Below are 17443 nucleotides of genomic sequence, written 5' to 3'. Positions count from 1 at the left end.
CATGAGCCTCACCGAACTTCTCGTGGACCCGCTGGGCTACGAGTTCATGACCCGCGCGCTCCTCACCAGCGTGATCACCGCCGTGGTGTGCGGAATGCTGTCGTGCTGGCTGGTACTGATCGGGTGGTCACTGATGGGCGACGCGGTATCGCACGCCGTGCTCCCCGGTGTGGTGCTGGCCTATATCGTCGGCGCGCCCTTCGCGGTGGGCGCGGTCATCTTCGGCTTCCTCGCCGTCGCACTGATCGGCGTGGTCCGCAGCACCAGCCGGGTGAAGGAGGACGCCGCCATCGGCATCGTCTTCACCACGCTGTTCGCCTCCGGCCTGGTGCTGATCTCGGTGACGCCCAGCAATACCGATCTCAACCACATTATTTTCGGCAATCTGCTGGGCGTGAGCCGTGCGGAACTGATCCAGGTTGCGGTGCTGGCCGCGATCGTGCTCGCTGCCCTCTTCCTCAAGCGCCGCGACTTCACCCTGTACGCCTTCGATCCCACCCACGCGCACGCGATCGGATTGCGGCCGAAGCTATTGGGCACCGCGCTACTCGGACTGCTCGCTCTCACCGCGGTATTGGCCTTACAGGCGGTCGGCGTGATTCTGGTGGTCGCCATGTTGATCATCCCCGGCGCGACCGCCTACCTGCTCACCGACCGATTCGGCTACATGCTGATACTCGCGCCGACGATATCGGCCGCGTGCGCGGTGACCGGCCTCTATCTGAGCTACCACCTCGACACCGCCTCCGGCGCCATGATCGTGGTCGTACAGGGCGCGGTCTTCACACTCGTCTACCTGTTCGCGCCACGCCAAGGCGTCATCGGCAAACGGATCGGTGTGGCGCGGCGCAGGAGGAACGCGGCGCGAATCCCGACTGCCGCGGTGAAGTCGTCGGCGCGGTGAGATGGCAGTCAGACTTCGCGGATCCGCTCGGCAGCGCGGGTGCGGTAGACGATTCGGCAGCCGGTGGGCCAGCGGGATCCGGAGTATGTGGCCGTCCACTCGGGGGTACCGCGCAGCTCCATCTCGAAGTTTCTTACCAAATGTGCCATCAGGACCTGCATTTCGAGCCGAGCGAAGCGCTCCCCCAAGCATCGGTGCGCACCGCCACCGAAGTCGATCAGCGCACTGCGGGCCTGTTCGGCGTCCGTGCCGAGGAAGCGCTCGGGCCGGAACAGATCGGGTTCGCGATGTTCACCGGGCAGTCGATGGGTGACCGAGGGGGCGACGAGTACCAGGGACCCGACCGGTATGCGCATGCCGTTGTCGAGGTCGATATCGGCAAGAGCGTTGCGCAGCAGTATCGGTGCGACCGGGTGCAGTCGGCCGGACTCTCGTAGAACCGCGTCAACGGCCGTGAGCCGCCGCGCGACCGGGAGGTCGACAGTGCCGTCGGACAGCACCGCATCACATTCGGCGCGGACGCGATCGAGATCGCCGGTGTGGCGCAATAATTCGATCATCGCGCTGGCCAGCTGGCCGGTCGCGGTCTCATGACCGGCCCAGAGCAGTAACAAGGTCAGATTCACAATGACGTCATCGGGCACCGGCGCGCCGTCGGCGTAGGTCGATGTCGCGAGACCGGTCAGAAAATCCGGTATCGCGGGCGGGTTCGTTCGTCTACGCGCGATCATTGCCGCGAGTTCGGACTTCAGTCGCGCCGCGGCCACCCGGCTCCGCCGACTTTGCGGCATCCACCGCGGTTTGAACGACATCCCCGCCGAGAACGCCCGCGACTCACCGTAGTAATCGAAGTCGGCCATCTCCGCAGGGGCGGTCTCGCCCAGGAAGGCTCGCTGGGCCACGCGCATGACGACCGGCCCGAACTCGACAGTGGGGTCGAACTCCCCTGCCGCGCCGAGTTTCTCGACGAGTCCTTCGGCTTCCTCATTCATGATTCGGAGGTAATCCGCGAGATGCCTACCTTGAAAACTCGGCGTGATCAGACACTTCTGCGCGTCGTAATCGTCTCCGAGGCTGTAGAAATCAGGTGAGAACATCGTCGCGAAGAATGGATACGCGGCGCGGGTCGACAAGGCTCGAGTTCTGTTCTTGAAGAACAGATTCGAATACTCCCGGCCCAGTAGGGCAACGACCGACCTACGTCCCATCCGAAGCCGAAATACGTTGCCGTGCTCGTGATATCCGCGCCAAATCAACGTATCGGCGGCCGTCGCGAACTCGAGCAGGTGACCGATCAGTGGCAGGTGACCGGAGACCAATGGCGGCAGCGACCGTGTCGATGTAATACCCATACTTTCGACCGTCGGGCAGTCCCACCGCGCGAGCCACCGGCCATCCGCTTCGGACGCACATCGACGCTGGTCATAGACCCTCCGCCAGTTTTCCGGACCGGAGGTAATCCCAGCGCACTACCTCGCGGAAATGCTGCCCGGCGCCGCACCTGGCGCTCTGCGCGCAGGGTGGATCTACGAGAAGGCGGGCATGGGGCGTGCGGGAGGCATCGGCACGAGTGCGAGCGTGCCACGGACGGCCGCGGAGGAAGGTCTCACCGGAAATGATCAGGTTCCGTGCTCGTCTGTCGACCCGTGGATGATCTCGATCAGACTGGCGAAACTCTCGAGGCCGAAACCCGCCGATATGCCCGCGCGAGTCAGCGAGCTGATCAGTTCCGGAAGTCGGGTGTCGATACCGCGTTGACCAGCGGTCTGTGTCAGGTGGTCCATGAGTGGAGCGTCGAGCTCGAGCCATTCCTCATCGCCCGGATAGCGACGCTTGTCGATCTGCTGTGCGTAGTCGGTGATCACAGGGGCGATCGTTCGTCAACATCCAGTGGGTCAGCAGCGGTGCCGTCGTCGTCGCGGGGAATGTCAGCTGTGCGAAGCAGTGCGGCGCTGTGGAGATAACCGGCCAAGGTGCGGCCCGCCGCACGCGATCTGACCGCTACCGAGATCCACATCGCCGAATCACGGATCGGGCAGGCTCGGACAGATGCGGTGTGGCGCGAACTGTCTCGGACGGTTCATCGCCGTCGTCGAGGCGATAGGCGAGCAGGCCGAGCCCCTGGACGAAGGCCTGCTCGGCGGCCTCGGCCTCGAACACCAACGGTGGCTGGGTATTCGCCCCAGCTCATGTAACGGGGCCGGGTGTCGCACCCGGACACGACCGGCTTCCAGCCGGTGGGGCCCGCTGGCCGGTCCCGGGTCAGCCGAGGTCCGGCATATCCCTGAGCTGTCTGCGGGAGGTGATGCTGAGTTTGCGAAAGATGTTGCGCAGGTGGGCATCTACCGTGCGCGGGCTCACGAACAGGCGGGTGGCCACTTCCTTCGACGTCGCACCGGCCGCGACCTGACGGGCGATGTGGATCTCCTGCATGGTCAGCTGATCGTAGGTGTGCACGGAGCGGCTGCGGGCCACTTCGCCGGTGGCGCGCAGCTCGTCGGCGGCCCGCCGGGCGAACGCCTCCAGCCCGATTTCCGACAGCTGCCGGTGCGCGGTGCGCAGGTGTTCGCGGGCGTCGCGGCGGCGGTCCTTGCGGCGCAGCCACTCCCCGTACCGCAGGTGCGTACGTGCGAGGTGCGGCGCCGATGAGTCACCGGTCAGCTGCTCGAGTGCCTCCACGTGATCGTCTTCCGCGTCGCTGACCAGTGCCCGCGCCCCTGCCGCCACGCCGGAGGCGAATCGGGTGCCCGCGGGCTCGGTGCGTTCGAGCAGGTTCTCCAGCGCTGATCGCGCGGCCGCGTGCTCGCCGCATCGGGCCGCGGCCTCGACAAGTTCGGGCAGTGCGATGCCGGTGAGGAAGAGGTCTCCGCCCGCCACGGCCCGGGTCGCCGCGTCCAGCGCGGCCGGGTACTCGGCCAGGCCGTTGTACAGTACGGCCGTCGCCCAGTGCGCGTTCGCGGTCAGCTGGCCGGTGCCGCGGCCCGTCACCTCGGCGAACAGGTCTACCGCCTCATCGCGGCGGCCACGCATCGCCGCCAGGTGCACCCTCGGGTAGAGCTGCGGCAGATCGCCGACAGCGTCGGCGACCGCCGCCTCCTCGGCGATCGCGGCCATCGCCCGCCCGAAGTCACCGGTGAACACCGCGGACAGGGCTGTCTGCGACAGGCCGAGCCGAATGGTCATGGGCGACCCGGTATCTCGTCCGGTCCGCACGAGCCAGTCGACGATCGTCGCGTGCAGATCGAGGTCCCACAGCTCGCCCGCGAGCACCGTGGCCAATGCGGGCACCCGGGTCCACCCGGCGTCTTCGCCGGTGAGCACCCGCCGAATCGCCGGTACCCCGGACCGGTGTCCGTCGGTGTTCAACAGCACCAGAGCGTCGAGCAGATCCGGTGGTCCCGATGCCGGTGGCGCCGAGCGGGACGCGTCGAGCACCCGGTCCATCACCCCGGCGGCGCGCCCGACGACGAGCCCCATTTCCAGTGCGGCCACGAAGTATTCGCGTGATAGCTCCGGATACTCGGCGGCGAGCCGCTGTGCCGCCCGCAGGATGAGTTCCGGCCCCCGGACGGCCCCGTCCGCACCGTGCACGAACGCGATCTGCCCACGCAGCAGGTCGACGGAGGCGTGTCGGCGATCATCCAATGTCTCGGTGTCGATGCTGGCCAGCAGGTCCGTGGCCGCTTCGGTCCCACCCGCCGCGAGCGCTGCCCGTGCGGCGGCGAGGGTCCGCTCGATCTGTTTGCCGGGGTCGAGCGACAGCGCCGCCGCGCGTTCGAGGAACGCCGCGGCCGCCGCGACTCCCCCGCGTGCCTGCGCGCGCGACGCCGACGACTCCAGTTCCGCCGCAACCTGTTCGTCCGGTCCCGTGGTGGCCTGCGCGCGATGCCAGGCCCGCCGATCGGGAGCGGTCACCGGGTCGGTGGCGTCGGCCAGCGCCAGATGCGCTGCGCGCCGCGGCTCCGGTTCGGCGGCACGGTAGGCGGCCGAACGTGCCAGCGGGTGGCAGAACCGCACCCGCGTGCCGAACCGCACCAGCTCGGACGCCTCGGCGGCGGCACTCGCGACCGGCACGTCGATGGCCAGCCGCTGCGCCGCCGCCCAGAGCAGCGCCGGCTCGCCCGTGGGGTCGGCGCTGGCGAGGATCAGCAGGTACCGAGCGTCCGGTGGCAGTTCCGCGATCCTGGTCCGGAAGCTGCGCTCGATGCGGCTCGCGATCGGCGACGGCGCGGGCGGCGCGAACCCACCTGCCTTCGGTAATTCGATCAGTGCCAACGGATTTCCGCGCGCCTCGGCGAGTACGCGATCACGTACCCGCTCGTCGAGCGTCACGGTTTTCTCCATGGACAGCAGGGCACGCGAATGCTCGTCGCTCAAGCCACCGATGGTCAGCCCCGGCAGCTCGTCCAGCCCGCGGCTGGCGTCTTGGTTGCGGGTCGCGAAGACCAGCGCGACCGGCTCGGCCACGACGCGACGCGCCACGAATGTCAACGCCCGCGTCGAGGCGGCGTCCATCCAGTGCGCGTCGTCGACGACGCACAGCAGTGGATGTTCCGCCGCGGCGGCGTCCAGCAGTTCGAGCGCGGCGAGGCCGACCCGGAATGGGTGCGGTGTGCCGTCGGCCAATCCAAATGCCACCAGCAGCGAATCGCGGTAGGGGGCGGCCAGCGCGTCGAGGTGCGCGAGGACCGGAACGCACAGCTGGTGCAGCGCCGCGAACGGCAGCTCGGCCTCGAACTCCGAACCGGATGCGCGGATGACCTGGAACTTCTCCGCTGCCGCGTGTTCGGCGTGGTCCAGCAACGCGCTCTTGCCGATGCCTGGCTCGCCGCGCAGGACGAGCACACCACCTTCGCCCCGCTCCGCCGCGCCGAGTAGGGCGAGCAGGCGATCGATCTCGTCGTGCCGGCCAACGAGCGGGCGGGCGGGCGTTGTGGGCATGGTCCGAACCATAGGAGGTGCTGCCGATTTCGGCACAACTAGGTGATTGTCACCGACGCGAACGGGGCCCGGTTCGCGAGATCGTCGGGTAGCCGCGCCGCGGAACCCGAATACCGAATCGAAGAAGGACGACATGATGCTGGACGAGCCCGCACTCACGGCGGTCCCCGCCGAGCCGCGGATATCACGCGGTGTGGCCATGACCGGCCTGGCGAGCGCCATGTTCCTGGTCATCCTCGACAGCGCCATGGCCAACCTCGCCGGACCGACGATCCGCACCAGCCTGGGGCTCACGGCCGCCGAACTGACCGTCGTCGTGGACGCCTACCTGGTCGCGTTCGCCGGCCTGCTGCTGCTCGGGGGTCGGCTCGCCGATGTACTCGGGGGTCGGCGGGTATTCCTCACCGGCATGGTGGTCTACCTCGCGGCGTCGGTTCTCTGTGCGGCGGCGACCACCGGCCCGATGTTGATTGCGGGACGGATCGGACAGGGCATCGGGGCCGCGGTCGTGCTACCGGCCGCGCTCTCACTGATGCTCAACATCTACAGTTCGGCTGCGGAACGCACTCGCGCGCTGGGTATTTGGGGTGCGGTGGCGGGCTTCGGCAGTCTCGTCGGAGTCTTGCTCGGCGGGACATTGACCGAGTGGCTGGGTTGGCAGTCGGTGTTCCTGACACCGGTGCCGTTCGGAGTAATCGGGGCACTGGTCGTCTGGCGTTCGGTACCGTCCGTACCCGGCAGGCCTGGCACATTCGACGCGCTCGGCGCCCTCACCATCACCGTGGGAATCACCGCCCTCACGCTCGGGACGGTTTTCGCCGCCGATGCCGGCTGGGCAGCGCCCGGAACGATTATCGGCCTCGCGGTCGGTGTCGTGTCGCTCGGCGCGTTCGTGATCGTCGAACGGTCGTCCGCACATCCCCTGGTCCCGCTCCGCGTATTCCGCAGGCGTCCGGTGGTCACGGCGAACCTGGTGGTGATGGTGATCGGCGGCACTCTGACGAGCCTGTTCTTCTTCCTGCCCCAGTATCAGCAGGACATGCTCGGGATGAGCCCGCTGGCGACCGGGATGGCGCAGCTCCCGCTGGCCGGCATGATCATTGTGGGCAGCGCCGCCGCGCCTGTGCTGACGCAGCGTCTCGGCCTCGCTCGCGCGCTGCCGGTCGCCCTCGCCGTGCTGCTCGCCGGGTTTCTGTGGCTGGTGCTGGACCCGACGACCACCGGCTTCTCCGCCGGTCTGCTCGGCGCGTTCCTGCTGATCGGCACCGGGCTCGGGCTCAGCCTCGTCACCGCCACCGCGATGGGGGTGCGCGACAGCGCCGACGGTGAGTCGGGCCTGCTCAGCGGCCTGATCAATGCGGCGCAGCAGGTGGGTGGCGCGGTCGGGCTCGCCGCCCTCGCCGGGCTCGCCATCGGCGCCGCCGGACCGCACGGAGATATCGCGTTCACTACCGCGTTCCTCGGAGCGGCCGTGCTCATACTCATCGCCCTCGCGCTGTCACTCGTTCTCTCCATCAGAACCCGGTCGACTCCGGTCACCGCGAACGTCCACTGAACCTTCCACTGCTCCAGATAGGACATAGACCAATGAACTCCCCCACCGTGCTCGTAACCGGCGCGACCGGAACCGTCGGCACCGACCTGATCCTCGCGCTGCGGGCACAGGGCGTCGCCGTCCGCGCCATGACCCGCAATCCGGACCGTCCCGTCCCCGGCGTCGAAACCGTTGTCGCCGACCTCCGGGACCCGGTGTCGGTCGCCGCCGCGCTGAAGGGCGTCGACGCCGCCTTCCTCAACAGCCCGTCAGCTGAGGAGGCCGCCGCGAATCAGATCCGCTTCGCCGACCTCGCCCGCGACGCCGGCGTGCCCCGGCTCGTGCTGCTGTCGCAGTACGCGGCCCGCACCGACTCCCCCGTACGGTTCCTGCGCTGGCACGCCGAAGTCGAAGCCCACGTCCAACAGCTCGGGCTCGACCACACCGTGCTGCGCCCCAACCTCTACCTGCAGGCACTGCTCAGCTTCGCGAGCACCATCGCGCAGGGCTGGTTCGCCGCGCCCATCGGCGACGCCGCGGTCAGCGCCATCGACACCAGAGATATCGCCGACGCCGCCGCGGCCGTGCTGACCGGCACCGGACACACCGGCCGCACCTACACGCTGACCGGACCCCGTGCGGTAACCCACCGACAGATCGCCGAAGCACTCACTACCGCCACCGGACGCGACATCACCTTCCACGACGCCACCGCCGACCAGTTCGCGGCCGCGCTGACCGGAATCCTGCCGCCCTGGCAGGTCGACGGCCTCGTCGAGGACTACGCCCACTACGCCAGGGGCGAAGCCGCCGCGGTGCACACGTCCGTCTCCGACCTCACCGGGCACCCCGCGCGTGACGTCACCGACTTCGCCCGCGATTACAGCGCCGCATTCGCGTGATCAACCGCCGCATCCGAGTCGCCTTCGCGCCGTACTTCGCGGCGCTGGGCGAGTTCGGTTGACCTCGTTAGACTCTGGGCATGTTCTATGGCTGGCGCAATGCCTGGGAGATCGTTTCGGCGCTTCTCCTGGCATGGGCGGCGGCCACGGTGGGTTCGGCGTTCGCGCAGCCCGAGGCCATCTCGCTGGTGTTGATCGGGTTCGCGGTCGCCTGCGCGGTTGCCGCCCATCTGCTGGCCTGCGAAACCCAGGGCCTTGTGTCCGGGCAAGGCCGTGCCATTCGTGGACCTACCACCGATGAGCAGCGGCTACGCGGTTCTTTCCGACGCCATAGTCACCCCGACGCGCCAGGCCGGTCACGGCCTCGCGCTCCCGGTGCCCGCGCGGGGGCCGAACTGCCTGTCGGGTAGCGACCGCCCCCGCTTCCTCGCGTACCCCATCCCTGACACGAGGAACCCGGGAGATACCCCATGCCCAACCGCGCCCACGACGAACCGATATTGAAAGTCCGAGACGCTGTACGGCGTTTCGGTGATCGGACTGTATTCCGGGGAGTGACGTTCAGCGTCCGATCCGGGAGCTGCTGTGCGATCGTCGGCTCCAACGGTGCCGGGAAGTCCACGCTGCTGCGCTGCATCGTGGGCCGCGACCGGCTCGACGATGGACGGATCACGATCGGCGGCAAAGACATCGACGAATCCTCCGCGCGGTTCCGGTCGGAGGTCGCCGCGGTCATCGGAAACGCCGCCACCTTCGCTCATCTGACCGTGCACGAACACCTGCAGCTCGTCGCGACCGCCCACGGGGCCACCCAGCCCGCGGCGCTCGCGACCACCGTATTGGAAGCGGTCGGATTGACCCACGCCGCTGACCATCTACCCGCGGTCCTGTCGAGTGGGCAATGGCGACGACTGATGCTCGCATCGGCGTTCGTCCGGCCGCGCCGGTTGCTGGTTCTCGATGAACCGGAGCAGCATCTCGATCATGCCGGGCGCGAATGGCTTTCCGCGGCACTGCGACAGGAGAAGCAGTCCGGAACCGCGGTCGTGTTGGTCTCGCACGACGCCGCGCTCGTCTCCGCGGTGGCCGACACGACCGTGGACGGTGACGCATGGCGATAACCACCGCACCCGATGCCATTCCGACGGCCCGTCAAATTCGTTTGATGCGAAGAGAATTCGCTCGTCGCAATACCGCGTCCGCTGACCGGTCGGGCAGGGTTTCGCTCGGCCTGTTGGCCGTCTACGTCTGCGGCGGATCACTGTGTTGGATGTCGACGCGCCCCGCCACCATCCTCGCCGACTCACCGGTACTGGCAGCGGGACAGGAAACCTCCGCCACGTGGGCCTGGGCACTGCTGGCCACCGGTGTTACCGGTGGATATGCCGTAGCCCGGGCGTTCGGACCGATCGCCGCCAGCGCACCGGACCATACGTGGTTGCTGCCGACTCCGGTGGACAGAACTGCGGCCCTGCGCCCTCGCGCGTTCGCGGTGCTCGCCCTGGGCAGCATCCTGGGTCTGTTCGTAGGGCGCGTCGCCGCATTTGTAGCGTTGGCCCCGGCGTGGGGTCCGATGACGATCCTCGGGGGCGTCCTCGGTGCCGGGGTTGCCGCCGCGGCGATCCTGATCCAGGCCCGCCTGCTGCCTACGCCCGCGGGATTGTGGCTCCAGCGGGTTCTGGCCGGGGTCGCGGCGGCCCTCGTGGGGGCGGCAGCGGCGCATCGAGAATCTTCTATAGTTATGAACTGGCCCATGGTGATCGGCGTCGCCGTGCTGGTGGCGGGGATCGCGATAATGGCGGTGCGGAGTTGCGGTCGGATCAGCGGTGCCGAGATCGCGTCCGGTGCGGATGTCACGACCGGTGCGGGTGCGTCGCTGACCGCACTGGATGCGTCGCTGCTCGCAGGCGTTCTCCGCCAGCGGGCTTGGCGACGAATCGGCACCGCGCCCACCCGTCGGCTGCCTGCCGATCGAACTCGTGCGATCATCCGGATCGATCTGTTGCAGCACCGACGCCGTCCATCCACGTTCGTGTTCGCCGTCGCCGTGGTTGCGGCAGTCTGGCTCGTCACCGATATCGGCACACCGATCCTGATCGCCTTCGCGCAACTGGGTGCTTTGCTCGCGGTGACCCTGGCATTCAGCGCCGGCCTGCGCGATCTGTGCGCCGATGCCGACCTCCGCGTCCTATTGGGCGCACCCGATTACGTGCTGCGCCTTCCATTTCTCGTGATTCCCATGGGGGCCGCTCTACTCGCCACAGCGGCCATCGCAGCGGTCCCCGAATCGGAACCGGCGGCGCTGGTGATCAGTCTCGTGGGGGCGGTGTCCGCCGCCTACCGACTGCGAACGCGCCCCTCGCTGTCCTACGACGGACTACTCCTCGAAACCGGCTACGGGCACGTGCCCATCGATCTGATCAGGCAGTTGATGCGGGGACCCGACGCACTGCTCGTCGCTGCCGTGGCCCTGCTCGCGGTGGTTTGATGCGATCACGACAACCTTGCCGCGGGCGTGTGCCGACATCCCATTCGTACAAGACAGCTCGCTCGGCCGACGACGACCATGCTCTCTATGACAGAGCGAACAGCATCCCCGGATCTCGAGACCTTCACCCAGATCTTCCAGGACTGGGATAAGGCGCTCGTCGCCAACGATCCCGAGCGGATCGCCTACTTCACCACTCCCAGTTGGACATTCGTCGGACAGGACGGACCGAGTTCGGGGAGTAACTTCCTGGACGCGGTCCGCAGCGGCGCGGTGTCGCACGACACCATGAGCAGCGAGGTCAGGTCGGTGCGCGTGGTCGGCGACACCGCGGTCGTGATCGCCCGGGTGGTCAACACCGGCAGCTATCAGGGCCGCCGCTTCGAGAACGACGAATGGACCTCCGATGTCTTCCTCCGCCGGGATGGCCGCTGGCTGTGCGAACTCACACACCTGACACCGGCACGAACCTAGCGAGGTTTGTCGAGTGGCTGCTTTCGCCGCATGTCAGCCGAGCCCCGTGCTGGTCACGACCGCGCCTACCCGCCTCATCCGATTCGGGTGAGGCGGGTAGGCAGCTCCGGCACCGATGATCACTGCACGGACAGCCGTCTGCGCATATAAGGAGCACACGATGAGCACACCAGTGGAAAGTCAACCGATTCGACAGCCGTTTGCCGCGGGAACCTCGTTCGGTGCGGCAATTTTACTGCTCACCTTGGGGGTGCTGTCGATCCTGCAGGGGATCTCGGCGGTAATCAATGACGAATTGTTCGTGGTCGGAGTCGCCTACGTCTACGAGTTCGATATCACCGCCTGGGGTTGGGTACATATCGTGCTGGGAGCGATCCTGGTGATCTGTTCGCTGGGCCTCATGACGGGAACCGCGTGGGGGCGCGGCGCGGCGATCGGGATCGCGGCCCTGTCGATCATCGCGAACTTCCTGTGGCTGCCCTATTACCCGTGGTGGTCGGTCCTCGTCATCGCACTCGACATCATTGTCATCTGGGCCATCGCGACCTGGCGGCCACAGTTCTGACTCCGCGAATCTCCCGGCCCCGATCCCCAGATGCGTTCGGGTGGAACAGCTTTCACGTCGGCTGCGAGCCCTACTGCCTCGCGAACGGTTGGCCCGAGCCGACGTGACCGCCGGGCCGCCGACCGCGATCGGGAGTGTCCCCTGCCGGGATGCCCGGGTGACAGCCGCGGTCGGTATCGGACCGACGACCTCCGTGTGAAGTTCACCCGAATTGTGCGAGGTGCGGCTCCGGACCCCGGCTCTAGCGTCAGCGCATGGGCCCTGTTCTGGGAGATCTACTGCCGCTCGCCGTGGGTGTTGCGGTCTCGCCGATTCCGATCGTCGCTGCCATTCTGATGATCCTGTCGCGCAACGGCTCCGGTTCCGGCACCGGTTTCGCGGTCGGGTGGGTGGCCGGTATCGCGGTCGCCACCACCGTGATCACGCTGCTCGCCGGGGCAATCGGCGGTTCTGAACCTCGAGAGCCCTCGGCGGCGGCTTCCTGGATCAAGATCGTGCTGGGTGCGCTGCTATTGGGCTTGGCGCTCGCACAATGGCGGCAGCGCACCGATGCCGACCCACCGCAGTGGATGCGGGCCATCGACGAATTCACGCCCGTCAAAGCATTGGCGATGGGGGCCGCGCTGGCGGCCGTGAACCCCAAGAATCTGCTGCTGTGTCTCTCGGCGGGCGTCACGATCGGGGCGAGCGACCTGGGTGCGGGCGGAAAGGTCGCCGCCGTCATTGTTTTCACCCTCCTCGCCGCCACGAGCGTGCTGATCGTGGTATTCGGCTACCTCACGGCCGCCGACCGGTTGCGCGGCACGCTCGACAGTGCGCGGGTGTGGTTGCAGGCCAATAATCACGCCGTTATGGCCATCGTGCTGCTGGTTATGGGAGCCGTGGTGCTCGGCAAGGGCGTCGGCGGTCTCTAGCGGATCCGTTCCACTCGGTTGGGAGAGCAGGTGGCGAACGCCGGGCATACGACCTGGCCGGTCTTCGAGTCCCTACAGGGATACCGGCCCGCATGGCTGCGCGCCGATCTGATCGCCGGTCTCACCGTCTGGGCGGTCCTGGTTCCGGAGGCGCTGGCGTATGCGTCGATTGCCGGTGTGCCGCCGGTCGCGGGCTTGTACGCGGCGTTACCGGCACTGGTGCTGTACGCGCTGGCGGGCAGTTCCCGACACCTGGTGGTGGGGCCGATGTCGGCGACGGCGGCGCTGTCGGCCGCGATTATCGCCCCGCTCGCGGCGGCGGATGGCGACCGCTATGTGGCGCTGACCGCCGCGCTGGCCCTCGCGACCGGCCTGGTCGGCCTGCTGGCCGGACTGATTCGCCTCGGGTTCGTAGCGTCGTTCATCTCCGAACCGGTACTCAAGGGATTCATTGTCGGACTGGCGTTGACGATCATCATCGGTCAGGTGCCGAAACTGCTGGGGATCAGCAAACACGGCGATAACTTCTTCGAACAGGCCTGGGGCGTCCTCAACCATCTCGGTGAAACCAACTGGCGCACAGTGCTTGTCGGCGGTATCGGCTTGGCTGCCGTAGTCGGATTGAAACACTGGCTGCCGCTGGTGCCGGGTTCGCTGCTGGCGGTACTGCTCGGCATCGTCGCGGTGTCGGTCTTCCATCTGGACGACCACGGCGTCGCTATCGTCGGCCATATCGATGCGGGCCTGCCCACAGTCGGCCTCCCCGGCGGCGTGACCTTCTACGAGTACCTCGACCTACTCGGACCGGCGGTCGGTGTCGTGCTGATCGGCTTCGCCGAAGGGCTGGGCGCGGCGAAAACCTATGCGGCCAAGGCGGGTTATGAGGTGGACCCGAACCGGGAGCTGCTCGGTCTGGGCGCGGCGAATCTGGGTGCGGGGATGGTGTCGGGCATGGTCGTCAACGGCAGCCTGTCCAAAACCGCCGTGAACGGTTCCGCCGGAGCCAAGACCCAGCTGAGCGGGCTCGTCGTCGCCGCACTGACCGTCGTGACCCTGCTGTTCCTCACCGGACTGTTCGAAAAGCTGCCCGAGGCCACCCTCGCAGGTGTGGTCATCGCCGCGGTGATCGAGCTGGTCGATATCGCGGCCCTGCGCCGGTTGTACCAGGTGTGGACCGAGCGGCTCGGCAGTATCTACGGCCGGGCGGCCCGCGCCGACTTCACGGCGGCGCTGGCGGCCATGCTGGGCGTACTGCTGTTCGACACGCTGCCCGGATTGCTCATCGGTATCGGAATCTCCATGCTGCTCCTGATCTATCGAGCCTCGGAGCCACACGTAGCACCGTTGGTCGCGCAGGATTCGCTGTGGCTCGACGCAGACCGGCATCCCGATCTCCCCCGCCGCCCGGATCTGCTGGTGGTGCGCGTGGAATCGGGTCTGTTCTTCGCCAACGCCGATTACGTGCGTCAGCGGATCGAGGGGCTGTGCACCGACCGCACCCGGCTGGTGGTGCTCGACGCGGAAACCTCCCCGACCATCGACGTGAGCGCGGCGGCCATGTTCGCTGATTTGCGCGACACACTCGCCCGGCGGCGCATCGACTTCCGTATCGCCCGTTCCGTCGGCCAATTCGGTGACGAGCTCGGCGCCGCGCAAAGCGACCGGCCTATCCCGGTGTACGCGACCGTCCGGGCCGCGGTGGCCGACCTTCCCGAGCCGGGGGTTGAGCATGGATGAGCTACTGGCACAGCCGATTCCGGCGGGCGAACAACCGTGCCTCAGCTCTTGGCGCGCTTGCGTGTGGTGAGCACGCCGGTCAGCCAGCCGATCGCGAACATCACCAGGAGGATCAGCCACATGGGCGAGCGGATGGTGATCAGCAGGAACTCGATGTCCACCCGGTCTCGGTTCGCGAGGATGAAGAGGACGGCCAAGACGGTCAGTGCGACCGCCAGCCATTGGTTCAGCGACAGCCGCGAGAGCACTGATGGGTTCTTCGCTGTCTCATCCATCGCGATCCTCCTGAGTGCCATTGGGCCGATTCCCGACGAGGTCTCGAGTCTCCACCGTGGTGGCGGCCGAGTGATTCACCCGATTCGGGTGAATCCCATTACCGAGCATCGCCGTTAGCGTGGCGGCGGCCGGTCGATCAACAAGGTCTCGATCCCGAGGTGAGGTGGACATGAGTACGCAGCTGGACTTCGATGACAAGACCGATTTCGACAATGCGACACGTGGATTGGTGGGCGAACTCGATCCCCCCGTCGTGACCGCCGCCGATGGACGGGTGGTGTGGGATATCGGCGCGTACCGCTTCCTTAACGGCGAATGCCCGCCCACCGCCAACCCCAGCCTGTGGCGGCAGGGGCAGCTGGCCAATATCCAGGGCCTGTTCGAAGTCACCGAGGGCATCTACCAGGTGCGCAATCTCGACCTGTCGAATATGACGATTATCGAAGCTAAGACCGGTGTCATTGTCATCGACCCGCTGATCTCCGCCGAAACCGCGGCCGCTGCCCTCGCGCTGTACCGCAAACACCGCGGCGAACGTCCACTCACCGGGCTGATCTACACCCACTCGCACGCCGATCACTTCGGTGGCGCGCGCGGTGTGCTGCCCGAGGGGCACGCCCCGGTTCCCATCGTGGCCCCGATCGGCTTCCTCGAGCACGCGGTGAGTGAAAACGTCTACGCCGGTAATGCCATGACCCGGCGGGCGGTGTTCATGTACGGCACCGGCCTGGCGAAGGCCCCCGATGGGCAGATCGGCTGCGGCCTCGGCATGACGACCTCCACCGGCACCATCACGCTGATTCCACCGAACCTCGACATCACCCACACCGGGCAGGAAGAGGAAATCGACGGCGTCCGAATCATTTTCCAGCTCACGCCCGGCACCGAAGCGCCTGCGGAGATGAACTTCCTGTTCCCCGATCACCGGGCGCTGTGCATGGCGGAGAATGCCACCCACAATATGCACAATGTGCTCACGCTGCGCGGTGCGGTGGTGCGCGACAGCCGGGTGTGGGCGCGCTATCAGGACGAGGCCATCGCCCTGTTCGGTGCGGATGCCGATGTCGCCTTCGCCTCCCACCACTGGCCGACCTGGGGCGCCGACAAGTGGACCGCATGGCTGGCCGGGCAGCGAGATATGTATGCCTACATGCACGATCAGACATTGCGAATGCTCAATCAGGGACTCACCGGCCCGGAAATCGCCGAGCAGTTGGCCTTCCCGCCCGCTCTGGACAAGCTGTGGGCCAACCGTGGCTACTACGGGTCGTTCAGCCACAATGTCAAAGCCATCTATCAGCGGTATCTGGGCTGGTTCGACGGCAATCCGGCACATCTGTGGGAGCACCCACCGGTCGCGATGGCGCGTCGGTACGTCGCCGACTACGGCGGGGTGGACGCCGTGGTGGCCAAGGCGCGCGAGTACGTCGCGCAGGGCGACCACCGTTTCGCCTCGACCCTGCTCAATCACGCGGTCTTCGCCGAGCCGGACCATACGGGCGCGAAGCAGGCGCTGGCGGAGGTCTACGACCATCTCGGTCACGGCGCGGAGAACGGCACCTGGCGCAACTTCTATCTGGTGGGTGCGCGCGAATTGCGGGAGGGCGTGACCAAGGTCGATCTGGATACCACCAGCCCGGAGATGTTGTCCGCGTTGACCATCGACATGATTATCGACTCGCTCGCGGTGCGGCTCGATGGGCCGCGCGCGGCGGCGAGCGACTTCACCATGGACTGGAAACTGTCCGACGAGAAACAGCACATTCGGCTGACCCTGTCCAACGGCGCGCTGACCCACCGCACCGAAACACCCGAGGCTCCGCTGCGCGGCAACGCGGATCTGACCCTCACCCTGACCAAGGAGCAGTTGCTGAATGCCTTGGCGGGCAAGGGAATCGACGGCGTCGATAGCGACGGTGATCCGACCCTGCTGGCTACCCTCACCGGATTGCTGGATACCCCCGATCCCCGGTTCCCCATAGTCACGCCCTGAAAGATCCACTGCGACAGTCGGCCCGCCATCGAGCGCGATGGCGGGCCGGTTGCTGTAGACGATTGTCAGGCCAGAGCTTTAGCCTTCAATTGTTCGAATTCCTGTTGCGTGATCGTACCTTCGGCGAACAGGCGTTTGGCATCGGCGATTTGGGCAGCCGGATTTGTTCCGGCCGTGCTGCGGATGTATTCGGCTTCAGCCGACTGAATCTTCTCCACCTCGGCAGTCGACCGCTGTTGCATACCACTGCCGCGTGCGATCAGGTACACCAGTGAGGTTATCAACGGCAGGAAGATGAGAAATACAACCCAGACCGCCTTCACCCAACCGGAGGTCTCCCGATCGCGGAACAGATCGCCGATGATGTAGAAAAGTAGTAGCAGGTAGGCGATGAATGCGAAACTCACCAATATGAGCCAGAGCGCTTCCCAGAACGACATAGTGCACCTCGTTTGCGTCGGACGGAACGTCGCCTCGGGGCGGCGACCCTCGTCAAGGTATGCCGCCGTACCGCAATCGAGGATCACCTCATTCGGGTGAAGCTGCAACAAGATCATCTCGGATCCCAAAACGCGAAGTTTTGTCCGGTAAACTCCTCCGCCAGAGCACGGTGACACGCTGTCGGCACGCCTCGGGAGGCACGATTGACTGGTTCACACGGCCTCGAAAGCTCCGGCAGCATTGATGGTGCGGCAGTATGCACATCGGATATTCC

Annotated in this window: 16 protein-coding genes and 1 pseudogene; 12 read left to right on the top strand and 5 right to left on the bottom strand. The window is 66.8% G+C overall.

The genetic code is table 11. From position 1 onward, the window contains the following. Position 1 precedes the first annotated feature (1 nt). The gene (locus tag NU1_RS27830; protein ID WP_067525954.1) at positions 2-904 is read left to right on the top strand and encodes a metal ABC transporter permease; all 903 of its coding nucleotides are present in this window, start codon (positions 2-4) and stop codon (positions 902-904) included. 8 nt (positions 905-912) lie between these two features. Here the strand turns inward: NU1_RS27830 and NU1_RS27825 are convergent, their stop codons facing one another. Both NU1_RS27825 and NU1_RS27820 read right to left on the bottom strand, forming a co-directional pair. Next, entirely contained in the window at positions 913-2256 is a 1344-nt protein-coding gene (locus NU1_RS27825) for a cytochrome P450 (protein ID WP_067525952.1), read from the bottom strand. Between the two features lie 267 nt (positions 2257-2523). After that, positions 2524-2769: an imine reductase family protein gene (locus tag NU1_RS27820; protein ID WP_067525951.1), complete on the bottom strand. Its 246-nt coding sequence runs from the start codon at positions 2767-2769 to the stop codon at positions 2524-2526. Positions 2770-2877: 108 nt separating this feature from the next. On the opposite strand from NU1_RS27820, the pseudogene NU1_RS43495 reads away from it, so the two are divergent. Then, a pseudogene (locus NU1_RS43495) lies at positions 2878-3067 on the top strand (ferritin-like domain-containing protein); the annotation flags it as partial. Between the two features lie 99 nt (positions 3068-3166). Here the strand turns inward: NU1_RS43495 and NU1_RS43860 are convergent. Beyond that, on the bottom strand, positions 3167-5845 hold the full coding sequence (locus tag NU1_RS43860; RefSeq protein ID WP_067526133.1) for an AAA family ATPase: 2679 nt from the start codon (positions 5843-5845) through the stop codon (positions 3167-3169). Positions 5846-5978: 133 nt separating this feature from the next. On the opposite strand from NU1_RS43860, the gene NU1_RS27810 reads away from it, so the two are divergent. The 9 genes from NU1_RS27810 to NU1_RS27770 all read left to right on the top strand — a co-directional run bounded on the left by NU1_RS27810 (position 5979) and on the right by NU1_RS27770 (position 14459). After that, positions 5979-7400, top strand: a complete 1422-nt coding sequence (locus NU1_RS27810; protein ID WP_245720342.1) for an MFS transporter — start codon at positions 5979-5981, stop codon at positions 7398-7400. Between the two features lie 32 nt (positions 7401-7432). Then, on the top strand, positions 7433-8281 hold the full coding sequence (locus tag NU1_RS27805; RefSeq protein ID WP_067525947.1) for an SDR family oxidoreductase: 849 nt from the start codon (positions 7433-7435) through the stop codon (positions 8279-8281). An 80-nt stretch (positions 8282-8361) separates the two neighbouring features. Then, positions 8362-8691: a DUF6412 domain-containing protein gene (locus tag NU1_RS27800; protein WP_067525945.1), complete on the top strand. Its 330-nt coding sequence runs from the start codon at positions 8362-8364 to the stop codon at positions 8689-8691. A gap of 144 nt (positions 8692-8835) precedes the next feature. Further along, complete coding sequence (locus NU1_RS27795) at positions 8836-9402, top strand: ABC transporter ATP-binding protein (protein WP_245720341.1); 567 nt, start codon at positions 8836-8838, stop codon at positions 9400-9402. A 44-nt stretch (positions 9403-9446) separates the two neighbouring features. Then, positions 9447-10769, top strand: coding sequence for a DUF6297 family protein (locus NU1_RS27790; protein WP_157553154.1), 1323 nt, complete (start codon positions 9447-9449; stop codon positions 10767-10769). Positions 10770-10856: 87 nt separating this feature from the next. Beyond that, on the top strand, positions 10857-11243 hold the full coding sequence (locus NU1_RS27785) for a nuclear transport factor 2 family protein (protein WP_169815151.1): 387 nt from the start codon (positions 10857-10859) through the stop codon (positions 11241-11243). A gap of 160 nt (positions 11244-11403) precedes the next feature. Beyond that, positions 11404-11808 (top strand): DUF7144 family membrane protein, encoded by a 405-nt coding sequence (locus NU1_RS27780; RefSeq protein ID WP_067526131.1) that lies wholly within the window; start codon positions 11404-11406, stop codon positions 11806-11808. Positions 11809-12062: 254 nt separating this feature from the next. Beyond that, the gene (locus NU1_RS27775) at positions 12063-12722 is read left to right on the top strand and encodes a GAP family protein (RefSeq protein WP_067525928.1); all 660 of its coding nucleotides are present in this window, start codon (positions 12063-12065) and stop codon (positions 12720-12722) included. Positions 12723-12752: 30 nt separating this feature from the next. Beyond that, positions 12753-14459 carry a SulP family inorganic anion transporter gene (locus NU1_RS27770; RefSeq protein WP_067525926.1) on the top strand — a complete coding sequence of 569 codons (1707 nt, stop codon included), beginning with the start codon at positions 12753-12755 and terminating at the stop codon, positions 14457-14459. Positions 14460-14500: 41 nt separating this feature from the next. Here NU1_RS27770 and NU1_RS27765 read toward each other — a convergent pair whose 3' ends face one another. Further along, positions 14501-14734 carry a DUF1049 domain-containing protein gene (locus NU1_RS27765; RefSeq protein ID WP_084521858.1) on the bottom strand — a complete coding sequence of 78 codons (234 nt, stop codon included), beginning with the start codon at positions 14732-14734 and terminating at the stop codon, positions 14501-14503. Between the two features lie 170 nt (positions 14735-14904). Here NU1_RS27765 and NU1_RS27760 point away from each other — a divergent pair, with 170 nt between their 5' ends. Further along, positions 14905-16728: an alkyl/aryl-sulfatase gene (locus tag NU1_RS27760; RefSeq protein ID WP_067525923.1), complete on the top strand. Its 1824-nt coding sequence runs from the start codon at positions 14905-14907 to the stop codon at positions 16726-16728. A gap of 65 nt (positions 16729-16793) precedes the next feature. On the opposite strand, the gene NU1_RS27755 is transcribed toward NU1_RS27760, so the two are convergent. Next, the gene (locus NU1_RS27755) at positions 16794-17168 is read right to left on the bottom strand and encodes an SHOCT domain-containing protein (RefSeq protein ID WP_067525921.1); all 375 of its coding nucleotides are present in this window, start codon (positions 17166-17168) and stop codon (positions 16794-16796) included. Positions 17169-17443 lie beyond the last annotated feature (275 nt).

The organism is Nocardia uniformis NBRC 13702, assembly GCF_001613345.1.
GTDB classification, from domain to species: Bacteria; Actinomycetota; Actinomycetes; order Mycobacteriales; family Mycobacteriaceae; genus Nocardia; species Nocardia uniformis.
Note: the sequence above shows the minus strand (reverse complement) of the source record. Positions and strands in the feature narration are given on the sequence as shown.